Source organism: Gloeocapsa sp. PCC 7428 (assembly GCF_000317555.1).
Taxonomy (GTDB): domain Bacteria; phylum Cyanobacteriota; class Cyanobacteriia; order Cyanobacteriales; family Chroococcidiopsidaceae; genus Chroogloeocystis.
On record NC_019745.1, the window covers coordinates 1,071,928 to 1,093,540 of the forward strand.

General features: G+C 44.0%; 30 protein-coding genes. 4 read left to right on the forward strand and 26 right to left on the reverse strand.

Translation table 11 applies throughout. The annotated features are described in order from the left end of the window. Nucleotides 1–23: 23 nt before the first annotated feature. The 18 genes from rplO to rplC all read right to left on the reverse strand — a co-directional run bounded on the left by rplO (nucleotide 24) and on the right by rplC (nucleotide 8,867). Nucleotides 24–476: a 50S ribosomal protein L15 gene (gene rplO, locus GLO7428_RS04750; RefSeq protein ID WP_015187425.1), complete on the reverse strand. Its 453-nt coding sequence runs from the start codon at nucleotides 474–476 to the stop codon at nucleotides 24–26. Between the two features lie 35 nt (nucleotides 477–511). Beyond that, nucleotides 512–1,039, reverse strand: coding sequence for a 30S ribosomal protein S5 (gene rpsE / locus GLO7428_RS04755; RefSeq protein WP_015187426.1), 528 nt, complete (start codon nucleotides 1,037–1,039; stop codon nucleotides 512–514). A 60-nt stretch (nucleotides 1,040–1,099) separates the two neighbouring features. Next, complete coding sequence (gene rplR, locus GLO7428_RS04760) at nucleotides 1,100–1,462, reverse strand: 50S ribosomal protein L18 (RefSeq protein ID WP_015187427.1); 363 nt, start codon at nucleotides 1,460–1,462, stop codon at nucleotides 1,100–1,102. Then, a complete protein-coding gene (gene rplF / locus GLO7428_RS04765; RefSeq protein ID WP_015187428.1) occupies nucleotides 1,462–2,001 on the reverse strand; it encodes a 50S ribosomal protein L6 in 540 nt (179 codons plus the stop codon). Before rplF ends, rplR begins: the two co-directional genes overlap by 1 nt. 48 nt (nucleotides 2,002–2,049) lie before the next feature. Next, nucleotides 2,050–2,451, reverse strand: coding sequence for a 30S ribosomal protein S8 (gene rpsH / locus GLO7428_RS04770; RefSeq protein WP_015187429.1), 402 nt, complete (start codon nucleotides 2,449–2,451; stop codon nucleotides 2,050–2,052). 19 nt (nucleotides 2,452–2,470) lie between these two features. Further along, entirely contained in the window at nucleotides 2,471–3,016 is a 546-nt protein-coding gene (gene rplE, locus GLO7428_RS04775) for a 50S ribosomal protein L5 (RefSeq protein WP_015187430.1), read from the reverse strand. A 53-nt stretch (nucleotides 3,017–3,069) separates the two neighbouring features. Next, complete coding sequence (gene rplX, locus GLO7428_RS04780; protein ID WP_015187431.1) at nucleotides 3,070–3,426, reverse strand: 50S ribosomal protein L24; 357 nt, start codon at nucleotides 3,424–3,426, stop codon at nucleotides 3,070–3,072. Beyond that, nucleotides 3,426–3,794 (reverse strand): 50S ribosomal protein L14, encoded by a 369-nt coding sequence (gene rplN, locus GLO7428_RS04785; RefSeq protein ID WP_015187432.1) that lies wholly within the window; start codon nucleotides 3,792–3,794, stop codon nucleotides 3,426–3,428. The genes rplX and rplN overlap by 1 nt, the downstream gene beginning before the upstream one ends. A gap of 18 nt (nucleotides 3,795–3,812) precedes the next feature. Continuing rightward, nucleotides 3,813–4,064 carry a 30S ribosomal protein S17 gene (gene rpsQ, locus GLO7428_RS04790; protein ID WP_015187433.1) on the reverse strand — a complete coding sequence of 84 codons (252 nt, stop codon included), beginning with the start codon at nucleotides 4,062–4,064 and terminating at the stop codon, nucleotides 3,813–3,815. A gap of 6 nt (nucleotides 4,065–4,070) precedes the next feature. Beyond that, a complete protein-coding gene (rpmC, locus tag GLO7428_RS04795; RefSeq protein ID WP_015187434.1) occupies nucleotides 4,071–4,301 on the reverse strand; it encodes a 50S ribosomal protein L29 in 231 nt (76 codons plus the stop codon). A gap of 4 nt (nucleotides 4,302–4,305) precedes the next feature. Next, the gene (gene rplP, locus GLO7428_RS04800) at nucleotides 4,306–4,725 is read right to left on the reverse strand and encodes a 50S ribosomal protein L16 (RefSeq protein WP_015187435.1); all 420 of its coding nucleotides are present in this window, start codon (nucleotides 4,723–4,725) and stop codon (nucleotides 4,306–4,308) included. A 42-nt stretch (nucleotides 4,726–4,767) separates the two neighbouring features. After that, the gene (rpsC, locus tag GLO7428_RS04805) at nucleotides 4,768–5,517 is read right to left on the reverse strand and encodes a 30S ribosomal protein S3 (RefSeq protein ID WP_015187436.1); all 750 of its coding nucleotides are present in this window, start codon (nucleotides 5,515–5,517) and stop codon (nucleotides 4,768–4,770) included. Between the two features lie 18 nt (nucleotides 5,518–5,535). Beyond that, complete coding sequence (gene rplV / locus GLO7428_RS04810; protein ID WP_015187437.1) at nucleotides 5,536–5,904, reverse strand: 50S ribosomal protein L22; 369 nt, start codon at nucleotides 5,902–5,904, stop codon at nucleotides 5,536–5,538. 41 nt (nucleotides 5,905–5,945) lie between these two features. After that, nucleotides 5,946–6,224, reverse strand: coding sequence for a 30S ribosomal protein S19 (gene rpsS / locus GLO7428_RS04815; protein WP_015187438.1), 279 nt, complete (start codon nucleotides 6,222–6,224; stop codon nucleotides 5,946–5,948). A 37-nt stretch (nucleotides 6,225–6,261) separates the two neighbouring features. Continuing rightward, nucleotides 6,262–7,125 (reverse strand): 50S ribosomal protein L2, encoded by an 864-nt coding sequence (gene rplB, locus GLO7428_RS04820; protein ID WP_015187439.1) that lies wholly within the window; start codon nucleotides 7,123–7,125, stop codon nucleotides 6,262–6,264. A gap of 70 nt (nucleotides 7,126–7,195) precedes the next feature. Further along, nucleotides 7,196–7,510 carry a 50S ribosomal protein L23 gene (locus tag GLO7428_RS04825; protein WP_015187440.1) on the reverse strand — a complete coding sequence of 105 codons (315 nt, stop codon included), beginning with the start codon at nucleotides 7,508–7,510 and terminating at the stop codon, nucleotides 7,196–7,198. Next, nucleotides 7,503–8,135 carry a 50S ribosomal protein L4 gene (gene rplD, locus GLO7428_RS04830; protein ID WP_015187441.1) on the reverse strand — a complete coding sequence of 211 codons (633 nt, stop codon included), beginning with the start codon at nucleotides 8,133–8,135 and terminating at the stop codon, nucleotides 7,503–7,505. The genes GLO7428_RS04825 and rplD overlap by 8 nt, the downstream gene beginning before the upstream one ends. A 93-nt stretch (nucleotides 8,136–8,228) precedes the next feature. Further along, nucleotides 8,229–8,867 (reverse strand): 50S ribosomal protein L3, encoded by a 639-nt coding sequence (gene rplC, locus GLO7428_RS04835; protein ID WP_015187442.1) that lies wholly within the window; start codon nucleotides 8,865–8,867, stop codon nucleotides 8,229–8,231. An 864-nt stretch (nucleotides 8,868–9,731) separates the two neighbouring features. Here rplC and GLO7428_RS04840 point away from each other — a divergent pair. After that, complete coding sequence (locus tag GLO7428_RS04840) at nucleotides 9,732–10,220, forward strand: NAD(P)H-quinone oxidoreductase subunit N (protein WP_015187443.1); 489 nt, start codon at nucleotides 9,732–9,734, stop codon at nucleotides 10,218–10,220. A 65-nt stretch (nucleotides 10,221–10,285) separates the two neighbouring features. Here the strand turns inward: GLO7428_RS04840 and GLO7428_RS04845 are convergent, their stop codons facing one another. After that, on the reverse strand, nucleotides 10,286–12,580 hold the full coding sequence (locus tag GLO7428_RS04845) for an NACHT domain-containing NTPase (RefSeq protein ID WP_015187444.1): 2,295 nt from the start codon (nucleotides 12,578–12,580) through the stop codon (nucleotides 10,286–10,288). 521 nt (nucleotides 12,581–13,101) lie between these two features. Here GLO7428_RS04845 and GLO7428_RS04850 point away from each other — a divergent pair. Continuing rightward, nucleotides 13,102–13,605, forward strand: coding sequence for a hypothetical protein (locus tag GLO7428_RS04850; protein WP_015187445.1), 504 nt, complete (start codon nucleotides 13,102–13,104; stop codon nucleotides 13,603–13,605). A gap of 34 nt (nucleotides 13,606–13,639) precedes the next feature. Next, nucleotides 13,640–14,668, forward strand: coding sequence for a folate-binding protein YgfZ (locus tag GLO7428_RS04855; RefSeq protein WP_196797543.1), 1,029 nt, complete (start codon nucleotides 13,640–13,642; stop codon nucleotides 14,666–14,668). On the opposite strand, the gene GLO7428_RS04860 is transcribed toward GLO7428_RS04855, so the two are convergent. The 7 genes from GLO7428_RS04860 to GLO7428_RS04890 all read right to left on the reverse strand — a co-directional run bounded on the left by GLO7428_RS04860 (nucleotide 14,653) and on the right by GLO7428_RS04890 (nucleotide 20,334). Then, on the reverse strand, nucleotides 14,653–14,952 hold the full coding sequence (locus GLO7428_RS04860; protein ID WP_015187447.1) for a ferredoxin: 300 nt from the start codon (nucleotides 14,950–14,952) through the stop codon (nucleotides 14,653–14,655). The genes GLO7428_RS04855 and GLO7428_RS04860 overlap by 16 nt on opposite strands. A 122-nt stretch (nucleotides 14,953–15,074) precedes the next feature. Further along, nucleotides 15,075–16,049 carry a cysteine synthase A gene (locus tag GLO7428_RS04865; RefSeq protein WP_015187448.1) on the reverse strand — a complete coding sequence of 325 codons (975 nt, stop codon included), beginning with the start codon at nucleotides 16,047–16,049 and terminating at the stop codon, nucleotides 15,075–15,077. Between the two features lie 269 nt (nucleotides 16,050–16,318). Next, nucleotides 16,319–16,957: a peroxiredoxin gene (locus GLO7428_RS04870; protein WP_015187449.1), complete on the reverse strand. Its 639-nt coding sequence runs from the start codon at nucleotides 16,955–16,957 to the stop codon at nucleotides 16,319–16,321. Between the two features lie 131 nt (nucleotides 16,958–17,088). Continuing rightward, complete coding sequence (gene glmM, locus GLO7428_RS04875) at nucleotides 17,089–18,549, reverse strand: phosphoglucosamine mutase (RefSeq protein ID WP_015187450.1); 1,461 nt, start codon at nucleotides 18,547–18,549, stop codon at nucleotides 17,089–17,091. Between the two features lie 352 nt (nucleotides 18,550–18,901). Then, complete coding sequence (locus tag GLO7428_RS04880; protein ID WP_015187451.1) at nucleotides 18,902–19,201, reverse strand: hypothetical protein; 300 nt, start codon at nucleotides 19,199–19,201, stop codon at nucleotides 18,902–18,904. Nucleotides 19,202–19,323: 122 nt separating this feature from the next. Then, a complete protein-coding gene (locus GLO7428_RS04885; protein WP_015187452.1) occupies nucleotides 19,324–19,920 on the reverse strand; it encodes a DUF3177 family protein in 597 nt (198 codons plus the stop codon). A gap of 192 nt (nucleotides 19,921–20,112) precedes the next feature. Then, nucleotides 20,113–20,334, reverse strand: coding sequence for a Calvin cycle protein CP12 (locus tag GLO7428_RS04890; protein ID WP_196797544.1), 222 nt, complete (start codon nucleotides 20,332–20,334; stop codon nucleotides 20,113–20,115). A gap of 478 nt (nucleotides 20,335–20,812) precedes the next feature. Between GLO7428_RS04890 and GLO7428_RS04895 the strand changes: the two genes are divergently transcribed. After that, on the forward strand, nucleotides 20,813–21,601 hold the full coding sequence (locus tag GLO7428_RS04895) for an S-adenosyl-l-methionine hydroxide adenosyltransferase family protein (RefSeq protein WP_015187454.1): 789 nt from the start codon (nucleotides 20,813–20,815) through the stop codon (nucleotides 21,599–21,601). Nucleotides 21,602–21,613: the final 12 nt, after the last annotated feature.

Here is a 21,613-nt window from a genome sequence, read left to right on the forward strand (position 1 = left end):
TCTACCAAAAAACAGGGCTTCGATCATTTGGATTCGAGGACTTCACAATTTCCACCAGCTGCTGTGATTTTCTCACGCGCTTGTTTGGTGAAAGCTGCGGCTTGAACTCGTAAGGGAATATTAATTTCCCCGTCTCCCAAAATTTTCAGTGGTCCCTGTACAGCAGTAAGAATACCAGCTTCGCGTAAGGAAGCTAGATTGACTTCTGTATTGGCAGGAAGTGATGCCAGCTTATATACATTGATCGTAGTGTACTGCTTACGATTAACGATCGGAAAGCCTTTGAGCTTGGGAATGCGCCGATACAGAGGTTGTTGACCGCCTTCAAAGCCTGGTCGGGTACTGCTACCTGAACGAGCTTTTTGCCCGCGCATACCTAGACCAGCACTTGCTCCTTGACCTGCCGAAATACCGCGCCCAACACGACGGCGGCGTTTTTTTGAGCCTGCTTGAGGCTTAGGATCAGTTAGTCTCATTAACTTGATACTCGTTTTGAGTTGGACAAAATTGATTAAGCGTAGAGGTTTTCAATTGGGACGCCACGCTCTTCTGCAACTTCGGAGAAAGTCCGTAAGGTAGATAGCGCGTTAACCGCCGCACGAGCGTTGTTGAGTGGGTTATTCGAGCCGAGTTGCTTAGCTAAAACATTACGCACGCCAGCAAGTTCTAGCACGGTACGAACCGCACCACCCGCGATGACTCCTGTTCCTGGGGCAGCAGGGCGCATCATCACTTGTGCGCCACCACCACTTCCATTGATAGGATGGGGAATCGAGTTGGAATTAGTGAGTGGAACATCGACAAGATGCTTTTTGCCATCGGCGACACCTTTTTTTACTGCCCCGATCACATCTCCAGCCTTGCCTACGCCGATTCCGACTTGACCGCGTTCATTTCCAACTGCGACAACTGCACGAAAGCTGAGTTTTTTACCACCTTTTACTACCTTGCTGACACGGCGAATTTGAATAACTCGCTCTTGCCAGTTCGTTTCTTTTTCTTTTACACGGTTACTTTTACGACGACCACCAGTTGCCATAGTTTGTATCCTTCTTAAGTATTTTTATGCTCTGTTGCTAATGGTTAGCTCCTGGCACAATTAAAAATCTAACCCTGCTTCGCGTGCCGCTTCGGCTAAGGCTTTTACACGACCATGATACAAGTTTCCCCCACGGTCAAAGACGACTCTGGAGATACCTTTTTCGAGCGATCGCTGCGCAATTAATTTGCCTACCTCAGTAGAGGCTTCACAAGTTGCGCCAGATTTCAACGATTGCTTCAAAGTCGGCTCTAGCGACGAAGCCGAAACAAGCGTGTGATGTTGTGTATCGTCAATCACTTGAGCATAAATATGCTGATGCGAACGAAACACAGCTAAGCGAGGACGTTCTTGAGAACCGCTAACTTTTCCTCGGATGCGGCGATGTCGAATCTTTTTAGATTCTCTACGATCTAACTTCATTACTTCTTACCTGCCTTACCAGCTTTACGTCTGACAAATTCACCAGAATAGCGAATGCCTTTGCCTTTATATGGTTCGGGCGGACGAACATCGCGAATTTTTGCCGCCGTATTGCCTACCAGTTCTTTATCAAAACCAGTCACAATGACGTTCGTATTGTTTTCTACAGCGATTTGAATTCCTTCAGGAGGTTCGATTTGTACTGGATGGCTGTATCCTACGTTCAGCGTTAGGTTGCGACCTTGAACCGCCGCACGATAGCCGACTCCTTGAATTTCTAACCGACGTTGAAATCCTTGCGAGACTCCATCGACCATATTGGCAACCAACGTGCGTGCCAAACCATGCATCTGGCGGGCGGTACGCGAGTCATCTTTTCTTTTAACGAGTAGCGTATCGCCTTCTTGCTCAATCGTTACTGCGGATGGCAGTTCGCGTGAAAGTTCGCCTTTTGGTCCTTTAACTGTAACTTGTGACCCGTCAAGAGTGACTTGTACTTTGGCGGGAATCGCGATTGGGCGCTTACCAATTCGAGACATGACTTATTAACTCCTAATCAACTAGCAATGTGTTGTGAGCTAGCTGTTTTACCAAACATAGCAAAGCACTTCACCGCCTAAGCCTTGACGTCGGGCTTCGCGATCGGTCATGATGCCGCTAGAAGTCGAAATAATCGCAATACCAATTCCACCGAGTACGCGTGGTAACTCTTTGCGGTTTGAGTAAACGCGTAAACCAGGTTTACTTATGCGCTTCAACGCAGTAATCAAAGGCTGGCGATTTTTACCTTTGTATTTGAGCGAGATGACTAAGTTACGTTTTACGCCTTCGCCCACCTCTTCAAAATCGGCGATAAACCCTTCTTCTCTTAACACTTGAGCAATGCTGCGGGTCATCTTTGTGGCTGGTATCTGTGTTGTCTGATGCCGCGCCATATTAGCATTGCGGATGCGCGTCAGCATATCTGCAATTGTGTCGTTAGCCGCCATCGTTTCCTCTTAATAAACTTTATTGATCCCGAAAAGGCATTCCCATTGCTTTGAGTAATGCGCGACCTTCTTCATCGTTTTTTGCTGTTGTGATGATGGAAATATCCATACCTCGGATTTGGTCGATGCTGTCGTAATCAACTTCTGGGAAAATAAGTTGTTCGCGGACGCCGAGGGTATAGTTACCACGACCATCAAAGCTTTTGGGGCTAATACCACGAAAGTCGCGAATGCGCGGTAACGCTAGGTTGACGAGTCGATCGACAAAGGCGTACATTCGTTCGCCGCGTAATGTCACCATCAATCCCACTGGCATACCTTGGCGAATTTTGAAGCCAGCGATCGCCTTTTTCGCGCGTGTCACAACGGGTTTTTGACCTGTAATTGTGGCAATCTCGTTAATCGACGATTCGAGCGCTTTCGCATTTTGTGCGGCTTCGCCCAAACCTCGGTTTACCGTTACTTTTACAAGCTTTGGCACCTGATGGATATTCGTGTATTGAAATTGCTCCATCAGCTGCGGGACTATTTTTTCTTGGTATAAGGTTTTGAGTCGTGCTGTCATAGTTTTTACTTCTACTACTTCCTGGTCTTGGTCAGGAAAACTTAGCTTTAAAGCTATTTATCAAGGATTTCACCAGTTTTTTTGAGCATTCGGACTTTACGACCTTGCTCATTAAAGGTGTAGCAAACGCGACTTGCAACGTTTTGCTTTGTCGAGTAGAGCATGACGTTAGAACTGTGGATCGGAGCTTCTGAGGTCACGATTCGACCGGATTCACCTTCTTGTGTCGGTTTGACGTGCTTGGTTTTGATATTCACGCCTTTAACGATGACTTTGCTTAACTTGGGATACGTCTTGAGGACTTCGCCGACTTTGCCTTTGTCACTACCTGAGATGACTTGTACCGTATCTCCGGTTTTGACGTGCATTTTGTGGCGAATCGGCGCATTCCCGTTCTTATGTGCAGCCATTACAGCACCTCCGGAGCCAGGGAAACGATTTTGGTAAAGTTTTTGTCGCGTAGTTCGCGGGCAACAGGTCCAAAAACACGCGTACCTCTGGGATTACCATCGGCATTAATAATGACCGCAGCATTGTCATCAAAGCGAATGCTCATGCCACTATCGCGACGCAATCCTTTACGCGTACGCACGATGACTGCGCGCACAACATCTGATTTTTTGACTGCCATATTCGGAATGGCGTCTTTAACAACGGCGATAATCACATCGCCTACATTGCCATAACGGCGATTACCTGCGCCCATAACGCGAATGCACATGAGTTTGCGCGCACCGCTATTATCAGCAACATTAAGGTAAGACTGGGGTTGAATCACGGTTTGTCTCCCGATTGTCTAGCTAGTAGTGGCACTACTCAGAATTTCTTTGACTACCCAGCGTTTTGTGCGACTGAGTGGTCTAGTTTCTTGAATACGGACGCGATCGCCTTCTTTACACTCATTTGCCTCGTCATGAGCTTTATATCGCCGCGTTTGGACGACGATTTTTCCGTACTTGGGGTGAGGAGCGCGGTTTTCTACGGCGACGACAACCGTTTTTTCCATTTTGTCGCTCACCACTACGCCAACTCGTTCTTTAATTGCCATAGTTATCTATTTTTCTGCAACCGACTGTGATGATTGTGCTGCTAACTTTCTTTCGTGTTCCACAGTGAGCAATTGGGCTAGCTGGTGCCGAGCGTGCTTGAACTGATGTGGTTTTTCTAACTGTCGCGTAGCTTTTTGCAAACGCAGTTGAAATAGTTGCTTTTTCAGCGCCGCGATTTGAGTCGTTAGTTCTTCGTCACTCAAGTTTCTCGCTTCGGAAATTTTCGGAAGTGGCATTGAATTAAACCTCCTCCTCAGAACGCACAATAAACTTTGTTTTGATTGGCAACTTGTACATTGCCAAGCGCATCGCTTCGCGGGCGGTTGCTTCGGGAACACCCGCGATTTCAAATAATATCCGTCCTGGTTTAACAACTGCTACCCAGTATTCTGGCGAACCTTTACCCGAACCCATCCGTGTTTCGGCTGGGCGCATCGTTACCGGCTTATCAGGAAAAATGCGAATCCAAATTTTACCACCACGGCGGATGTAGCGAGTCATTGCTCGACGTGAAGCCTCAATTTGACGCGAGGTGATCCAAGCGGGTTCTAAAGCTTGAAGACCAAAGTCACCAAAATTAAGGGTACTACCTCGCGTGGCGACTCCTTCCATCCGTCCGCGCTGTTGTTTGCGGAATTTTGTTCTTCTAGGACTTAACATGATTTAGTACCTTGTGTGCAATTAACTAACCGCTAACGGATTTTATTCTTCGTTGGAACGGTCTTCAAACTGCTGACGACGGCGCTGTTGTGGTTGGCGACGACGTGGCTGATTTGATGAAGGTGTTTGTACTGGTTCTTGTCCAGGAATAATTTCTCCTTTAAAGATCCACACCTTGATGCCTAGAATGCCGTAGATTGTTTGAGCAGTAGTATAGGCATAGTCAATATCTGCCCGTAACGTATGTAAGGGAACTCTACCTTCACGAGTCCACTCGGTACGTGCAATTTCTGCACCGTTCAATCGACCACTGACTTGAATGCGGATACCTTGGATACCAGCTTTTTGAGCGCGTTGGATCGTTTGACGGACGACGCGACGAAAAGAAACACGTCGTTCTAACTGCTGTGCAATGTACTCAGCAATGAGATAGGCATCAGCATCGACTTGTTGCACTTCGACTACGTTGATACGAATTTGGCGATTTCCACCGAGTAATTCTTGTAGTCCTGTGCGCAGCGATTCGATACCAGTACCACCACGACCAACAACAACACCAGGGCGAGCGGTACGTACTTCTAGATCGATTTGATCCGCTTTACGCTCGATCCGGACTTCTGAAATTCCTGCGTTGTTTTGTGCTAGCCTGCCCAGCTTTTGCTCGACATAATTGCGTAGCTTATGGTCTTCTTTTAAAATTTCAGGATAGCGCGCTGGTTCAGCAAACCACCGCGATTGGTGTTCCTGAGTCACTCCTAGACGAAAACCAACTGGATGAATTTTCTGTCCCACAAATACTTCCTCTAGTTACTAACTTTCTGCTGCCAATGCTGCATCTGTAGCAACGGCTACAGTAATATGACACGTAGGTTTACGAATTTGGTAAGCTCGCCCTTGCGCTCTAGGTTGAAAACGCTTGAGCACGGGACCTTGATCCGCGTACGCTTGAGTTATTTTGAGTTCCGCTGGATTTAATCCGGCGTTATGTTCAGCATTAGCAACTGCACTTCTGAGCACTTTGAGGATTGGATCGCACGCTCTGTAGGGCATGAATTCAAGAATAATCAGCGCCTCGCGGTACGATCGCCCGCGAATTTGATCGAGAACGCGACGTACTTTATAGGGAGACATCCGAATGTAGCGCGCACTTGCTTTTACTTCTGTAGTATCACTAGCCATAACCTTTCTCCTTTAGCTGTTAGCTGTTAGCTATTAGCTATTTATCTCCCTGCTTTCTTATCGCTTTTGGCATGACCGCGAAAAGTACGTGTTGGCGCAAACTCGCCTAGCTTGTGTCCTACCATTTGCTCGTTGATAAAGACTGGTACGTGTTGGCGTCCGTTATGGACGGCAATTGTATGACCAACCATCTGGGGCAAAATGGTAGACGCTCGCGACCAGGTTTTGATAACTTGTTTTTCGCCTTTTGCATTTAGCTTTTCAATTTTGCTGAGCAAACTGTCAGCGACAAAAGGACCTTTTTTGAGAGAACGACCCATAGCTCAATTTTGAATATTGGATGTGTTGGATGTGGAATTATGATTCTCTGCCACCGCGACCGCGTTTGGAGGACTTACGTCGGCGACGAACAATCAAAGCATTACTTGCTTTTTTCGGCTTACGTGTTTTAGCTCCCAGCGTTGGCTTACCCCACGGTGTCACAGGTCCTGGTCTACCAATTGGCGCTCTACCCTCTCCGCCACCATGCGGGTGATCGACTGGGTTCATCACACTACCTCTGACTTTGGGTCGCCGTCCTTTCCAACGATTGTGTCCAGCTTTTCCTGAACTGAGGTTACGTGCATCAATATTCCCGACTTGTCCAATTGTGGCGTAGCATTCGCGACGTATAAGGCGGACTTCACCGGAAGGAAGCTTGAGCGTAACGTAGTTACCTTCTTTGGCGACAACCTGGGCACTAGCACCTGCGGCACGGACAATTTGCGCACCACGACCAGGATACAGTTCAACATTGTGAACGGTTGTTCCTAGAGGAATGCGGCTGAGTGGTAATGCATTACCGTCCTCGAAAGGTGCATCAGGTCCAGAAATTACGGTTTGCCCAACTTTCAAGCCATTCGGTTGAAGAATGTAGCGCTTTTCGCCGTCTTGGTAATACAGCAGTGCAATGCGCGCGTTACGGTTGGGATCGTACTCGATCGCGGCAACTTTGGCGGGAATGTTGTGTTTGTTGCGTTTGAAGTCGATAACTCGATACAAACGCTTGTGTCCGCCGCCACGACGACGGCTCGTAATCACACCACGATTGTTCCGACCTTTGGCGCGGTGGACTGATACGGTTAGCGATCGCTCTGGCTCAGTTTTGGTAATTTCGCTAAAGTCAGAGACAACGCGTTGGCGCGTACTGGGTGTATATGGTCGATAAGAGCGTGTACCCATAAGTTGTTTTGTTGTTGTGTTGACAATTTTGAATTGTTTGTTAAATCAGCTTGGACTAACTAACAATTCACTAAACATCTGGGAACAGGACTTTTCTAATCTTGTCTTCTTCCCCAGTCGCTACGGTGACAATAGCTTTCTTGTATTGGGGCTTAAAACCAATGAATTTTCCGACACGGCGCTGCTTGCGCGGTTGTTGTTGAGTGTTAACTTGAACAACTTTGACTTCAAATAAGTCTTCGATCGCCGCTTTGATTTGTGGTTTTGTTGCTTTCGGCGTGACTTCAAAAGTAAATTTGTTTTCCTCCATCAGCCGCGTCGCCTTTTCGGTAAGGATGGGGCGACGTACTAAATCAGGGAGCGATCGCCGATCAATTTTAGGCACCGTAGACCTCCTGAATCTTTTCAATAGCAGCTACCGTCGTCACGATCCGGTCGGCGTTCAACAGGTCGTAAACATTTAACTGATCCGCAGCGATCAGCTTGACTTGAGCTACGTTACGCGCCGATAAGTAAACTGTTTCTACCATTTCTGGTAAAATCAACAAAACTTTGGTATCTGTATCGATTCCCCAGCGCGCGATCGCTGCGATTAAGTCTTTAGTCTTTGGTCTGGGTAGCTCACTTGCAAAGTCTTCCACAACGACCATATCTTCAGCCCGACTTACTAAAGCGGTGCGTAAAGCTAGCCGTCGCTCTTTGCGATTCATCTTAATTTCATAATCTCTGGGCTTAGGACCAAAGATGACGCCACCGCCACGCCATAATGGCGAACGGATCGAACCAGCGCGCGCGCGACCTGTACCTTTTTGCCGCCAAGGTTTGCGACCACCGCCACGGACTTCTGCACGAGTTTTGCTGCTTGCTGTGCCTTGTCTGGCATTTGTTGTTTGCCGTACTAATGCTCGGTGGACTATATGCGCCGCACTCTTTTCATTTGCGACCTGCAAATCTAGTGCTGCTTGCCCTACCTCTTCTCCCTGCCAGTTTTTTACTACACACTCTACCATTTCTTCTTTACCCCTTTTTTGTAGTCTCTTGGTGTATTAAGTAAACTTACACGTTCACCCTGAACACCTGTAGCGGCAATTCATTAGGTCGCCCTACTTTTGACTACCTCGCTTAGCTGGCACAATATTCAATAAAGCACCAGGCTTACCAGGAACGGCTCCTTTGATTAGCAATATGTTTCGTTCAGAGTCTACTTTGACGACAGTCAGTTGAGGAATTGTCACGCGTTTTCCACCGAGACGACCTGCCATCTTTTTCCCAGGATAAACACGCCCTGGAGTCGTACCCGCACCAATTGAACCAGGTAATCGATGGTTTTTAGAACCATGCGACATGGGTCCGCGACCGAAGTTATGCCGTTTTTGATAGCCAGCAAAACCGCGACCGATGCTTGTACCGATGACATCGACCATTTGCCCAGCGGTAAATATGTCTGCTTTAATTTCTTGACCTAGATTGTATTCACTCGAATTATCTAAGTGATACTCGCGCAGATGGCGTAAAGATGGAGCAGAAGATTTAGCCAGATGACCTAACAAGGGTTTGTTAAGCGCTTTCGGCTTGACTTCTTTATAGCCAACTTGGATAGCAGCGTAACCATCTGTTTGTTTAGTTTTGATTTGCGTAACTGTGCATGGACCGGCTTGAACTACAGTTACAGGAATTGCTTTTCCTGCCTCGTCAAACACTTGGGTCATGCCCAGCTTTGTGCCGAGGATACCTACAGCCACAGTAACTGGTTTCTCCTTTTTTCAAGGTTGAATTAGCACCGGATATCGCTGATTCGCTGTAACCGGTTTGACATGAACTTATTTACCCAAGCTATTGGGCAAGTAAGCCATTTTTGGTTTTGAGCCTGCGCGTGGAAAGACAATTTAAATTCAGCGCGATCGCTATTGCAGTTAACTACCCACCTAGACTTAAACGGCTTGCCGCTTAGTATCTACATCGGTGAGTTGACGAGCTTTAAACCATAATGCTGGTGTTAATACATTGCTGTCTACTTCTGCTATACTACTCGCTCGTTGAACTAAAGTTCATCACTCAAAAGCTTGGGCGATTCCAAGCACTCCAGCGCATCTAGCCTCACACAGCCTTTGTCGTAGGCGTCAAGCAATCGCATTGCTTTCTAACCTACTTCCCGATCAAGATTATAGTCTGACAGCTTAACGCTATAAGCTACTATAGCAACGCCTGCTAAACCTATAAATCACGTTTTTTACCACGCAGCTTGCGTTGTCAATAACCTAGCATCAAGGTTATTGCTGACTCAAACTTGAGGCATTTTGGTCACGATCTAACACTATAAACTAATTCTTTATTTTTGTCCAATAGTTGTCCCAGTATTCTAGATATAACATGACAGGTTAGTCTTGGCGCAAGAATTATTAATTTTTTTGAATAGAAAGATTAGGTATTTCTATCAATCACAAAAAACTCTAAAGAATAAGAAGTGACGAGCTTTCAGAAAAAATGAGAGGCATTAAGCAAGTCACGATATGAGCGATACTTAAAATTAGACACAATCCCCCGCGCAGGACATCGCAAGCATATTGCAGTACCTAAAATGTTGAGTAAGTGAGAATCACAAATTTATGGCACTCATTGTTATCGGTAATAAATTTATTAAAGACTTAGAAAAGTCGGGCGCTCTTGGTGTTTATGTACCACTTGAGGGAGGCTTTGAAGGTCGCTATCAACGCCGACTACGGGCAGCAGGATATACTACATTGCATATTACGGCGCGGTCTTTGGGTGATGTCGCTGCCTATTTGACCAAAGTCCACGGAGTTAGACCGCCACATCTTGGTAAAAAAAGTATTGGTAGAGGTGCTGCGGTAGGAAACATTTATTATGCACCACCGATAGTCAATTATCATTTGCAACAATTACCGCCGAAGTCAAAAGGATTAGTGTTGTGGATGATTGAGGGGCATATGTTGTCTAATCAGGAAATTGAGTACTTAGCGAAATTACCAAGCTTAGAGCCACGGGTAAAAGTTGTACTTGAGCGGGGTGGCGATCGCTATTTCCGGTGGACGCCTTTAAAAGATACGTTACCGACAAGCTATCAAAGCGCTTAATTGGTGTTTAAAAGTTCTTGATTAAAGGTAAGAAGATAACTTTCTTACCTTTGATAATATTATTGTTAAATTGCTATCTGAAATAGCTCTGATGAGGATAGTAACAGAGAATTTTCTATTTCTTGTCGAACTTCAGAGGACACTTGACACTTAGATTTAAGACAGTTAAGTAACAATGTATTGGCATAATAGTACTGCTTTAATAAATTTTTCTGGTGAGGATTAAAGTGCCAATTATGCGCAAAGTTACGCTGTGCAATTACTGCACTTTGTAGAAGTTTAATTTCGTCCTGACCAAACACTTTCCACCACTCGACAAACTTGCTGTCATTCTGAGTACATTTTGTAGCACGTTGTTTGAGCATTTTTAGCACCTGCTTTAACTCAGGAGCAGTGCTACTCGCACGTATAATTGCTCGGTCAAGCACGCGATGATAAATTAAAGAAGGCTTCGTCGTTCCTAATACGCTATTAATTGTAAGAACGCGGTCAAGAGCAAGATCGAGACATAGTTGATCGTTAAGGTAACGTGCAAATTCGCGATTACAAGCGCTAGCCAACTCTAATCTTCCTGCTGTGGTATCACAAACTCGCGCAAGTTCTAAGTCAAGATAAAATGCTCTGATGATGAACGAGGGACAAGAACCTCTCACGCTTTGAGCTTTTGTGCTTAGCCAGTTAAGAAACTGGATTAATTGAGGTTCATTAATCAATAAATCATCAATATGTTTCTTTGCTAGCAATAATAAATAATCTGCTTGCGGGAGCATTCCCGCGCATAGTATAAAGACTTCGTGCCAGCGTTTATCAGTGATACGGCTGACAAGTTGCGTTAAAGCTATCGTTAAAGCTTGAGGTTCGGTGTTAAAAACGATGTTTTTTGCAGTGAAATATTCCTGAAATGTAATATGCGAGAAAGAATAAATTCCTCTAGCACGTTCTATGAGTAAACCATGTTGTGCTTCGATTGCTTTAAGTAGAGCCTCAGGATCAATTGGTAGATTTACATGAGAACTTACGTCAGGTAGTTTGGCGATATACTTAGTAATGTATTGTTCTAAGTCTTGCTGTTTAAAGAAATATTCTCCACGCTCAAATGTATTACGTGCAATATGACTTAATAAATCATGTTTTCTCTGCACTGACAGATATTCATAAAGTTCGTCACGCTCAACATGGCGTTTAGCGTCCCATTTTTTAAGCAAAATACTTAGTGCTTCTTGATACAGTTTTGCACGATTTGCAGGGAAATCTCCCGCTTCTGCAAATACTAAACAAAGTAAGGTTAATAATAATGGATTTGTCGCAAGTTCTCTTAGCCGCGAATTTTGCTGTAACTTGAGAATAAACTGGTTACTCTTAGCTTGAGTGCCTACAAACCATTTATGCACAAACTCGATAATTTGCGATTGGTTAAAATCAGCAAGTTCTACTTCGGTGAATTGTTCTAGATTATAGTCTAGCGATGCTATACGACAAGTAATAATAAACTGATTGCTGTGATACTGAGTACTAAGTTGATTGATCTGTTGTAATACGCGATGAACCTCTTTTTGCCGTACTTCATCGAGTCCATCGAGTAGAATTAAGGCTTTACCTTGATTTAATATTTGAGAAGTAAAACTGGCATTGATATCATAATTAGTAAGTTCCTGATTAATATACGTAAGTAAGCTAGACGTATAAGCGCTTGCTGCAAAATTTTTGAGACCGATAAAAATGGGAATTTGGAAATGTAACTTTCCGAAAGCACATTCTGTAGCAAGATGTTTAAGAAAAGTTGTTTTGCCTGAACCAGGTTTTCCTAAAATTATCAACTTAGAATAATTCTGGACAGCTTGCAATCCAGAAATCTGCTGTTTATTAGCGTTACATAATTCTAGTTCTTTTTTGTCTGATACATTGTATTTTTGTTGTAACTGCTCAATTTCTAGCCAACGACGGCTACTAATGCTTTTTAAAACGTTTATGTTAGTATAAAGCTCTTGTAGTGGTCGAGGGTAGGACATATCCAAAGCTCTAATTCGGCCATGCTGGTGTTGAATATCAGCTTGGATCTTTCGCCATATTTCATTTTCAGTATTTACTTCTAGCTTAAACGTTGTTTCTTGCTTAGTGCTGACTGAGTAATTCTCTGGCAACTCTGCTATTTCTTGCCAAGGTAATGCTAGTTTTTCACAGATTTTATGAAAGTTTTCTCTGTCGATTGGCTTACCAGCAAAGAAATTTTGTACGGTAGCACGTGAGACTCCTATTTCTACTGCTAGTTCAATCTTTGTAGCAAAATTCAATATCGCTTTATTTGCTCTTTGTATTCCTTCTGTCGTAGCTTTTAATGAGCGGCTCGATCGTGTTTTCATACAGCATTAAAATTTTATACAAAACTAATTTGGTTTTGTATTTACCCCTTGAAAAAATATGTTTTTATTTAACTACTATAAGGAAAAAAATAAGGCTACATCTTCGCCTTCAACGCCCTTTCAAGTACAAAAAATACAATAACTTAGAGTAGGAATAATACTATAAGTTACATCTTTTGCTTCGCTCAACAATTGAACAAATATTTAATTTTTCCTTAGCTTATCTGGTTTATAAATCCTATTGTAGATTGCTTTTCTTCCTTATCTACTATCGTAGGACATAACTCAGCTGAGTACGAGTTCATGTATGTTGAGAAGTCTAGTACTAGAAACATGTAAATAAATACACTGGCACTTTGATTACCTACTGAATAGTGTGTAGCCACTCGGTTTGAAAAACTATAAAGAAATTTATAGGATTAAATATTAGATGAGGCGATCGCAAAACTACTAGAATTTTTGTAAGAATACAGACAAGCATTTGTGCTATTTATTCCTCTTCTGTACTACATAAACGTCTTATGCCGCCTAAAATTACAGATCCAATAGTTTGGCAACAAGCTGAACTATTAATGCAACCAGCATTTATTCGGGTGATCGACCATATTGGTAAGCAACTAGAAGGATCTGATTGGCGAGGAAAGTACGAAGATGTGATGGTGTGGCCTGAAGGAACAACAGACGAAACCAAGGACACGGTAACACAACTTGTACAACGCTTAGAAACAGCGTCTCCAGGTCAGGTTGTAGAGATCGAACAGGCTTTGATTCATTTACCAACACCACAACCAGAATACCACTTATGCTTGCAGCATCAAGGTGTACCAGAGGTAAAAGTAAATTTGTGGGAACTGTGCTATCAAATTTGCTTTCGTGATTACGATCCGGCGCAAACAGCAATAAATTATGGAGTGATTATTGATACTAGCTTGATTGATGAAACGGGAGATATTGACTGGCAGCGTTTGGATCTCAAAGCAGGACAATTAGTTGAGCAGATATTTGCTAACTTACCAGATGTATAAATAAGCTAGTGGCAAAATTGGTAGAAAGGTAAGTATCATGCAGCAACTGCGGAATATGCAAGCAAATACGGGAGCAAGTTTTAGCGATGATGCGACTGCGCTTCAAGTATCTCAACAGAAAGCTGTTTTATACGATCGCTCACACTGGGGAAGAATTGAAGTAAGTGACGGCGATCGCTTGCGGTTTTTACATAACCAAAGCACGAATGATTTTGAGCAACTTAAACCAGGACAAGGCTGCGATACTGTATTTGTCACGTCTACCGCCCGTACAATTGATTTAGCTACGGCGTATGTCACTGAAGATGCTGTTCTCTTACTCGTTTCACCAAATCGCCGCGAGTTTCTCATAGAATGGCTAGACCGCTATATCTTTTTTGCCGATCGAGTCCAGCTAAAAGATGTGACACCTGAGACTGCGGCATTTAGTTTAATTGGACCTGAGAGCGATGCCGTTGTACAGCAGTTAGGGGCGGGTACAATTATCAATCAGCCGTATGGACATCATACAGTAGTTCAGCTAGGAGAAAGTGAGGTAAGTATCGCGGTAGGTAGTGGTTTGGCGTTACCTGGATACACGCTGATTGTTCCTGTTGCAGCAGCCGCAACAGTATGGAATAAGATTGTGCAAGCTGGAGTGGAACCCATAAGCGATCGCGTGTGGGAACAGCTACGGATTCTTCAAGGTCGTCCTGTACCAGAATGTGAATTGACCGACGACTATAATCCTCTAGAAGCAGGTTTGTGGAATGCGATTTCTTTTAATAAGGGATGTTACATTGGACAAGAAACGATCGCCCGCTTAAATACATATCAAGGAGTCAAGCAAAAACTTTGGGGTATCCGCCTCGAATCCTTGGTTGAACCTGGAAGTGCGATCGCGGTTGCAGATGAAAAGGTTGGTAAACTTACCAGTTGTATAAAAACTGCGCAAGGTTATTTTGGACTTGGTTACATCCGCACTAAAGCTGGTGGAGTGGGTTTAAAAGTAAAAGTGGGAGAAAGTGAGGGAGAAGTGATTGATGTTCCCTTTCTTACCCATGAATACTATCGAGGTGAATAAAGCATATTTGCTACCGGACATCCACCACGAAGATGCCTTTCTACTACCGCTGGCACTTCAGCAGGTTGAACGCGACTGTACCAAATTTGTTCAGGCAAGACGAGTACCATCGGTCCATTACCGCATTGCCCTAGACAGTTGCTACTAACAACTGTAGTTTTAGGTACTGGATGCAATTGAAACGCAGCAAGAACTTTTGCCGCGCCTTGTTTACGACAAGTGCGATTTTGACACACCATAACGCATCTTGAAGATGGTGACTTATCAGGTAATATATCTGACATTAGTACTAAAGCGCTTTCGTTAGGTGAGATGATATAGCCCTAGTCAACAGAGTTAAGACACGATAAAAGCTTCTATTAATTTCCCTGAGGAGAATTTAACCCTGACCCCTGACTCTGCTATATTAATCAGGCAATAGCCCTTTTGCGGCTAACCACTCCTGATTAAAAAGTCGTGACTGATAACGTCCACCGCTATCACAAAGAATTGTGACTATCGTGTGTCCTGGACCCATTTGTTTTGCAAGTGCAACGGCTGCTGCAACATTAATTCCAGAAGAACCACCAACAAAGATTCCTTCCTCGCGTAGGAGTCGATAAACAACGCGGATACACTCAGGATCGTCGATTTGGATGGCGTCGTCAATTGGCGCACCTTCCATATTTGCGGTCACGCGGCTATTGCCAATGCCTTCGGTGATCGAACTACCTTCGCTTTTAGTTTCACCAGTTTTAATATAACTGTAGAGCGCACTTCCCATAGGGTCAGCTAAGACGGTTTTGATCGCTGGATTTTTTTCTTTGAGAAACATGGCTACACCCGCAAGCGTTCCCCCTGTTCCTGTAGACGTTATCCACGCATCAACTTGACCATCTGTTTGCTGCCAAATTTCTAATCCGGTTGTTTCGTAATGCGCTTGACGGTTAGCGAGATTATCGAACTGATTAGCCCAGATGGCGTTTTCCATCTCTGAGGCAATTCTTCCAGAGAGTTTGACGTAGTTATTAGGGTCTTTGTAGGGGACAGCAGGAACTGGGCGAACTTCTGCGCCTAAGGTTCTCAATGCATCCATTTTCTCTTGCGACTGAGTTTCTGGAATCACGATGAGACACTTGTAGCCTTTGGCGTTGCAGATATGCGCTAAACCTATACCCGTATTGCCCGCAGTTCCTTCTACAACAGTACCACCTGGTTTGAGTAGTCCTTTTTCTTCAGCATCTTTGATAATGTAAAGTGCCGCCCGATCTTTTACGGAACCACCAGGATTGAGAAACTCCGCTTTACCTAGAATTTCACATCCTGTTTCTTCACTGAAGTGTTTTAATCTAATCAGTGGCGTGTTACCAACAGTACCTACAAAACCATTCTTGATATCCACTGCACTTTAATTCCAGTCTTTTTGACAATATTAACTATTTTCTCATACTGGTTTTTGCTATTTTGAAGCTTGGCGATTTTAATTGCGCTTGACAAACCTTGTCTACCGTCGTGGACAACATCTGTTTTGTAGCAGGGGTCAGGGTTAAACTTGCCTGAGGGAAATCACTACGAACTTCGATAATGTCCTAATTTTATTGACTAGAGTTTTAGATTCTCTAGGTAAAAAAAGGTGGGCTTTTGCCCACCAGAATCACTCACAACTTTAAATTACTTATTCGGTTGGGGAGTCATCCGCAAGTAGGGCTTGAGTTCAGTATGACCTTTGGGGAATTTCTGCTTGATCTCTTCAGGATCTTTGATTGAAGGAACAATCACGCAGTCATCGCCATCTTTCCAGTTTGCTGGAGTCGCTACGCTGTAGTTATCGGTAAGTTGCAAAGAATCGATAACGCGCAAGATTTCATCAAAATTGCGCCCAGTGCTAGCAGGATAAGTGAAGTTGAGACGCAGTTTTTTGTTTGGGTCGATAATGAAGACTGAGCGGACTGTGAGAGTGTCATTGGCATTAGGGTGAATCATGTCATAAAGGTTGGAAACCTTTTTGTCAGGATCTGCCAAGATCGGATAATTAAGACCGACGTTTTGGGTTTCTTCAATATCTCCAACCCAACCTTGGTGCGAATCTACGTCATCGACACTTAGCGCGAGTGCTTTAACGTTGCGCTTGTCAAATTCTGGCTTGAGGCGGGCAACTTCACCGAGTTCGGTTGTGCAAACTGGGGTAAAGTCTTTGGGGTGGGAAAATAAAATAACCCAGCTATCGCCAGCCCATTCGTAAAAATCGATTTCGCCTGCGGTAGAAGCTTGCTTAAAGTTTGGTACTGTGTCACCTAGTCGAAGAGCCATAACTCGATTCCTATGCTCTGAAAGTCTGTAACTCGTTTACTTTGCGATCATGACATAAAACCCCGATTCTCCGGTCGGGGTTTAGCGGTTTTCAACAAAATTTTAGGTTTAGTAATTCAGTTTACAGATGATTAAGCAAGGTGTTGTTGAACGGCGAGAACTAAGTTATCTGTCCAATATTGCGTAAGGTCGGCACTCGCGGCTTCCACCATGACGCGAATTACGGGTTCAGTACCAGAAGCGCGGACAAGAATTCTTCCTTGATCTCCCATTGCGGCTTCGGCTTGCGCGATCGCTTTTTGCACAGGTGCGCATTGGTTCCAGTTCATGCGGCGATCGCGGCTCTCAACACGCACATTACGTAACAACTGCGGATAAGTCGTAAAGCTTTGATTCACCATTTCTGATAATGGTACTTTAGCGTATTGTACTAGCGCCGCAATATGCAAAGCTGTTAGTAATCCATCACCTGTAATACCGTAGTGGCGACAGAGAATGTGACCTGATTGTTCACCGCCGAGCATTCCACCAGTACGAGCCATTTCTGCTTGTACGTACTGATCGCCTACTGGCGTACGAATCATTTTACCACCAATTTTCTCCCAGGCACGCTCAAAGCCAAGATTTGCCATTACGGTTGAAACGATTAAGTTATCTGGCAGTTGTTTTTGGGTTTGTAACGCTTGACCCCACAGGTAAAGAATATAATCGCCATCAACAGGTCTACCTTTGTCATCGACCGCGAGAACCCGATCTGCATCTCCATCAAACGCAAAACCTAAAGTTGCGCGATGTTCTTGTACCGCAGCTTGTAAGGATGTTAAGCAGGTAGAACCACAGTCCACATTGATGCGATCGCCATTGGCGCGATCGTGTAAGCAAATGACTTCAGCACCCATATCCCGAAATACCACTGGTGCTAAGTCTACAGCCGCACCCCATGCTAAATCCAACACAATGCGCATTCCTGCAAAGTCACGATTGCGTAGCAAAGGTTTTTTGAGCGATTCAGTATAATTTTGTACTAAGTCGGAACGTAGATACGAACGTCCCCAAGCATTTTGGCTAATACAAAGGTTTGTCTGACTGCGCACGCCTGCTTCAATTTCAGCTTGCCAAGCTTGCGGTAATTTAGCACCATCTGAACCAAAGAATTTGATACCGTTATCTGCGGGTGGATTGTGGCTGGCAGAAATCATCACACCGCCGATCGCATTGGTGATACTCGTCAAGTAGGCAACGCAAGGTGTAGGACATAAACCGAGATGCCACACTTCTAACCCAGAAGACGCTAAACCTGATGCAACCGCCATCGCTAGCATATCGCTAGAATTACGCGAATCTTGCCCGACAATAATAGGTCCTAGTTCGCGCGAATTTTGGCGCAGTACCACTCCAGCCCAGAAGCCTACTTGCAACGCTAAAGACGCCGTGAGTAATTCTCCCACGCGTCCACGGATGCCATCAGTACCAAATAATGGAGAATTTGGTAATGCGATCGCGGCTTGATATTCTGTTGTTTTTGGCAGCGATATCACTTGGGTAAATTCAGTGCTTGCCGTACTTTGAATGCCAACGGGAGACGATACCATAATTTTTTTCACTCCTCACACAACTAGTTCACGCTAGGAGAATATCATTTTCTAATCTGGCGCTTAATATTGTTTTAACTTTATTCCAACTTTATTAAATAGATATAAAAAATTTATTGTATGTCAGATTATTTCACCTCAGTATAAGCCGCAATCTCTTTACAGATGCTTCACACTTGGGTGATAAGTTGATTCATCAATAACAAAGCTGACAATTTACTGCTATTCAAGCAAGTATGTGATTAATTGTACGCGTAATTACGTAAGAATTTGTCAAGCTAGTATGAAATTATTGCTAAAATTCTATGTAATATTACTGAAATTTTGAGTATTTGCTTACAGCTATCTGCTATTAAACTCCAACCTCTAACAAGAGTACTTGCATACTGTCCCACGTCAGTTCTTGCTCGATATAACGCGGTGATTGCGGGTTATAAGGACTTGCTACTCGATCAATCGTGAGAATTTTGGCATTATCTGATAGCACTGGTACTTCTGGATCAAAGGCTGTAGGGCGCATCAATGAGCTAGAAAAACCCTTGAATATCGCAATTTGATCGAGTTCTCCATCAACTTCTACTGTAACAACTAATACTTCTTGCGGTCGCTTTACTGTGTATTGTTCTAAACGTTTCCCTATAGAATTATTCATGCTTACTTGAAGGAGTTACGTACTAGGGCTAGGGGCTAGAAATCAAGATTACCGCATACCATTTCACAAACAGCACGTTCTAAGTAGGCTTTCTCATTCGTTACCCCTTACCCTAAGTCTCATTATTGCGGTAGCGCAGAACGTCCTTGCTTACCTAGTTTAAACAGAACAAAATAGCCGAGGCAGATAAAGTAGAAAATCAAGCCAACGATGCCTAAAAAGCCAAGGAACTGAGGTGTAGAGTTGGGGTGGAAATATTCTCTAAAGAGTAAAGGTGGCTCTCGCAGGATTGTACAAAAAGGATTGGTAGCAGCGCCGCTAATGAATGCGCATCTTAAGAAGGGTATGCTCGCGATCGCGCCTAACACACTATAGACTGTCATAGCCCAGCGCCACGAGTTAAACGTGAGTTTTAATGCGCCTGAAGGTTGATCGTCGATTTCTTCGTTGAGATCAATCCAAAACCACAGCGCGATCGGAATTAAAATTCGCGCGATCGTTCCTGAAATATACCCGACTGGCAGTGCGGCAATAAGTAAGTAAACGGAGATCGCAAGCAAGCTTGATACGCGCCAGTAAATTGTTAATAAACGTTGGATTGCTTCCGCTTTTTGAACAAATGCCCAAATCAGCAGAATGAGGGGGATGATGACTGTAAATAATACGGCTAGGCGGTAGTCCATCCAAACGAGAGGACGTAGCCAAACTTCATTTTGCATAGCTTCAGGATGATTGACTCAGCAGAAATTTGTATCTAACTCACAAATACGAGTAATTTTGCACAAAACTTGTTTGTTAAAGATGAACAGCAATAGCAACCTTTAAGTCCACAAAAAATGAAAAGGGACACTTTGTCAAGTGTCCTCTCGCATACGTTAAGCGTCTTGTCGAAAAGGAATTACATTAACTAATTATTCATCGTAAATACGGCATTCAGCAGCTTCTGGATTTTCGTCGCAGTATTGCTCTAGAGAGTTTTTGGGTTTCATTTGCTTTTGATGGGATGCTTCTGCTTGTAGTTCTTCTACAGCGTCCCAAGCTGCGGCACATTCACCAGATTCAGCACCAGCAGTATCACAGACAGCACGTGCCTGTTCACGTTCTTGTTCAATTTGTTCTTGGATGTTGCTCATAGATTTTGTCGTTTCTGTCATCTTTTATATAGTATAGAAAACCTACAATGCTCTATGTTCTGTGCGTTATGAACTTCTAACCTATTACAGGAGCATTGCACTTGCCTAAAAAGCGATCGCCTTATAGAGGATAACTCTATAACTAGGGATCAGCAACGGTAATCACCAGTACCACCTTTCATTAATAACAAGCAGTGGAGACGTGATTTGTAAATTGATTTTATGTTTTAATCTTTCAGCAACGATCCTGCAAAAGAAGGAATTTCAAAGCAGATTAGGTATAAATACGCGAGCTTGCTTAGATTTGTACAGCGAAGCTCTATCTTAGGTTATAGGTGGTTGAGGAAGTGAATGAAGGTGCGATCGCTTTGATAGCTCTTGACACAAAGTTGTCATTGAAGCGCAAAGATGCTGAAAAATTTGTCCAAAGATGAGCGAATATCGAATAGACTAATCTTGCCGCGATTGAATTGGCGCTATGCTCATTAGCTTAATTGCAGACTACGGAAACGGCGATCCAGCTTTTGCAGAAGTTACTCAACGTTTATTATTGGCTTTACCCAAGGCTCAAGTTAGCTTGTTGTCGGTTCCTCCCTTTAGTACCTTGGCAACTGGGTTTTGGGTAGCGCAACTTGGTCTGAATCCAGGTCCACAAGAACGTTTAATTTATCATAACTGCGCACCTCGTCAAGATAAGTCGGAACCAAGACTCGACAATGAAGGAGAGGGATTAACTTACGCCTTGCTAACCAACGGAGTGAAAGTTGTAGGTGTCAATGCGGGATATACACTATCTTTTATAAAAGACTATGCACAAGTTGTTCAAATAGTCAAGGTATCGCGCGGAGGGTCGCAGTTTCGTTCGCGAGATGTATTTCCGCAAGCAGCAGCGGCGATCGCCCTAGACGATTTTAGCCTTTTGGGAGACGAGTTACGTCCTGAGCAAATTCCTGATGCACCAAGCGATCGCGTAGCGTGGATCGATGGCTACGGTAATATCAAAACAACAATTCCTGCGCACAGTGTGAATCTCAATCCAGAGGATAAGGTGATCGTCCGCGTTGGTGACGTTGTAAGTGATGCGGTATATTCTGACGGTAGTTTTAAAGTTCCTGAAGGTACTTTAGCTTTTGCCCCTGGTAGTTCGGGCTGGCAAGGAAAGGACGGGAAACCTATACGATGGATGGAATTATTCTTACGCGGGGGGAATGCGTGGGAACGTTTTGGTAGACCAAAAGTAAATCAAGTTGTCACTCGGTTGAGTTAGGAGTTGTGGCAG

What these genes read in the sequence shown, in the direction of transcription:
- rplO (WP_015187425.1), bottom strand. Translation starts at nt 476, where the DNA reads ATGAGACTAACTGATCCTAAGCCTCAAGCAGGCTCAAAAAAACGCCGC.
- rpsE (WP_015187426.1), bottom strand. Translation starts at nt 1,039, where the DNA reads ATGGCAACTGGTGGTCGTCGTAAAAGTAACCGTGTAAAAGAAAAAGAA.
- rplR (WP_015187427.1), bottom strand. Translation starts at nt 1,462, where the DNA reads ATGAAGTTAGATCGTAGAGAATCTAAAAAGATTCGACATCGCCGCATC.
- rplF (WP_015187428.1), bottom strand. Translation starts at nt 2,001, where the DNA reads ATGTCTCGAATTGGTAAGCGCCCAATCGCGATTCCCGCCAAAGTACAA.
- rpsH (WP_015187429.1), bottom strand. Translation starts at nt 2,451, where the DNA reads ATGGCGGCTAACGACACAATTGCAGATATGCTGACGCGCATCCGCAAT.
- rplE (WP_015187430.1), bottom strand. Translation starts at nt 3,016, where the DNA reads ATGACAGCACGACTCAAAACCTTATACCAAGAAAAAATAGTCCCGCAG.
- rplX (WP_015187431.1), bottom strand. Translation starts at nt 3,426, where the DNA reads ATGGCTGCACATAAGAACGGGAATGCGCCGATTCGCCACAAAATGCAC.
- rpsQ (WP_015187433.1), bottom strand. Translation starts at nt 4,064, where the DNA reads ATGGCAATTAAAGAACGAGTTGGCGTAGTGGTGAGCGACAAAATGGAA.
- rpmC (WP_015187434.1), bottom strand. Translation starts at nt 4,301, where the DNA reads ATGCCACTTCCGAAAATTTCCGAAGCGAGAAACTTGAGTGACGAAGAA.
- rplP (WP_015187435.1), bottom strand. Translation starts at nt 4,725, where the DNA reads ATGTTAAGTCCTAGAAGAACAAAATTCCGCAAACAACAGCGCGGACGG.
- rplV (WP_015187437.1), bottom strand. Translation starts at nt 5,904, where the DNA reads ATGGCTAGTGATACTACAGAAGTAAAAGCAAGTGCGCGCTACATTCGG.
- rpsS (WP_015187438.1), bottom strand. Translation starts at nt 6,224, where the DNA reads ATGGGTCGTTCTCTCAAAAAAGGTCCTTTTGTCGCTGACAGTTTGCTC.
- rplB (WP_015187439.1), bottom strand. Translation starts at nt 7,125, where the DNA reads ATGGGTACACGCTCTTATCGACCATATACACCCAGTACGCGCCAACGC.
- rplD (WP_015187441.1), bottom strand. Translation starts at nt 8,135, where the DNA reads ATGGTAGAGTGTGTAGTAAAAAACTGGCAGGGAGAAGAGGTAGGGCAA.
- GLO7428_RS04840 (WP_015187443.1), top strand. Translation starts at nt 9,732, where the DNA reads ATGGCACTCATTGTTATCGGTAATAAATTTATTAAAGACTTAGAAAAG.
- GLO7428_RS04845 (WP_015187444.1), bottom strand. Translation starts at nt 12,580, where the DNA reads ATGAAAACACGATCGAGCCGCTCATTAAAAGCTACGACAGAAGGAATA.
- GLO7428_RS04850 (WP_015187445.1), top strand. Translation starts at nt 13,102, where the DNA reads ATGCCGCCTAAAATTACAGATCCAATAGTTTGGCAACAAGCTGAACTA.
- GLO7428_RS04860 (WP_015187447.1), bottom strand. Translation starts at nt 14,952, where the DNA reads ATGTCAGATATATTACCTGATAAGTCACCATCTTCAAGATGCGTTATG.
- GLO7428_RS04870 (WP_015187449.1), bottom strand. Translation starts at nt 16,957, where the DNA reads ATGGCTCTTCGACTAGGTGACACAGTACCAAACTTTAAGCAAGCTTCT.
- glmM (WP_015187450.1), bottom strand. Translation starts at nt 18,549, where the DNA reads ATGGTATCGTCTCCCGTTGGCATTCAAAGTACGGCAAGCACTGAATTT.
- GLO7428_RS04880 (WP_015187451.1), bottom strand. Translation starts at nt 19,201, where the DNA reads ATGAATAATTCTATAGGGAAACGTTTAGAACAATACACAGTAAAGCGA.
- GLO7428_RS04885 (WP_015187452.1), bottom strand. Translation starts at nt 19,920, where the DNA reads ATGCAAAATGAAGTTTGGCTACGTCCTCTCGTTTGGATGGACTACCGC.
- GLO7428_RS04890 (WP_196797544.1), bottom strand. Translation starts at nt 20,334, where the DNA reads ATGAGCAACATCCAAGAACAAATTGAACAAGAACGTGAACAGGCACGT.
- GLO7428_RS04895 (WP_015187454.1), top strand. Translation starts at nt 20,813, where the DNA reads ATGCTCATTAGCTTAATTGCAGACTACGGAAACGGCGATCCAGCTTTT.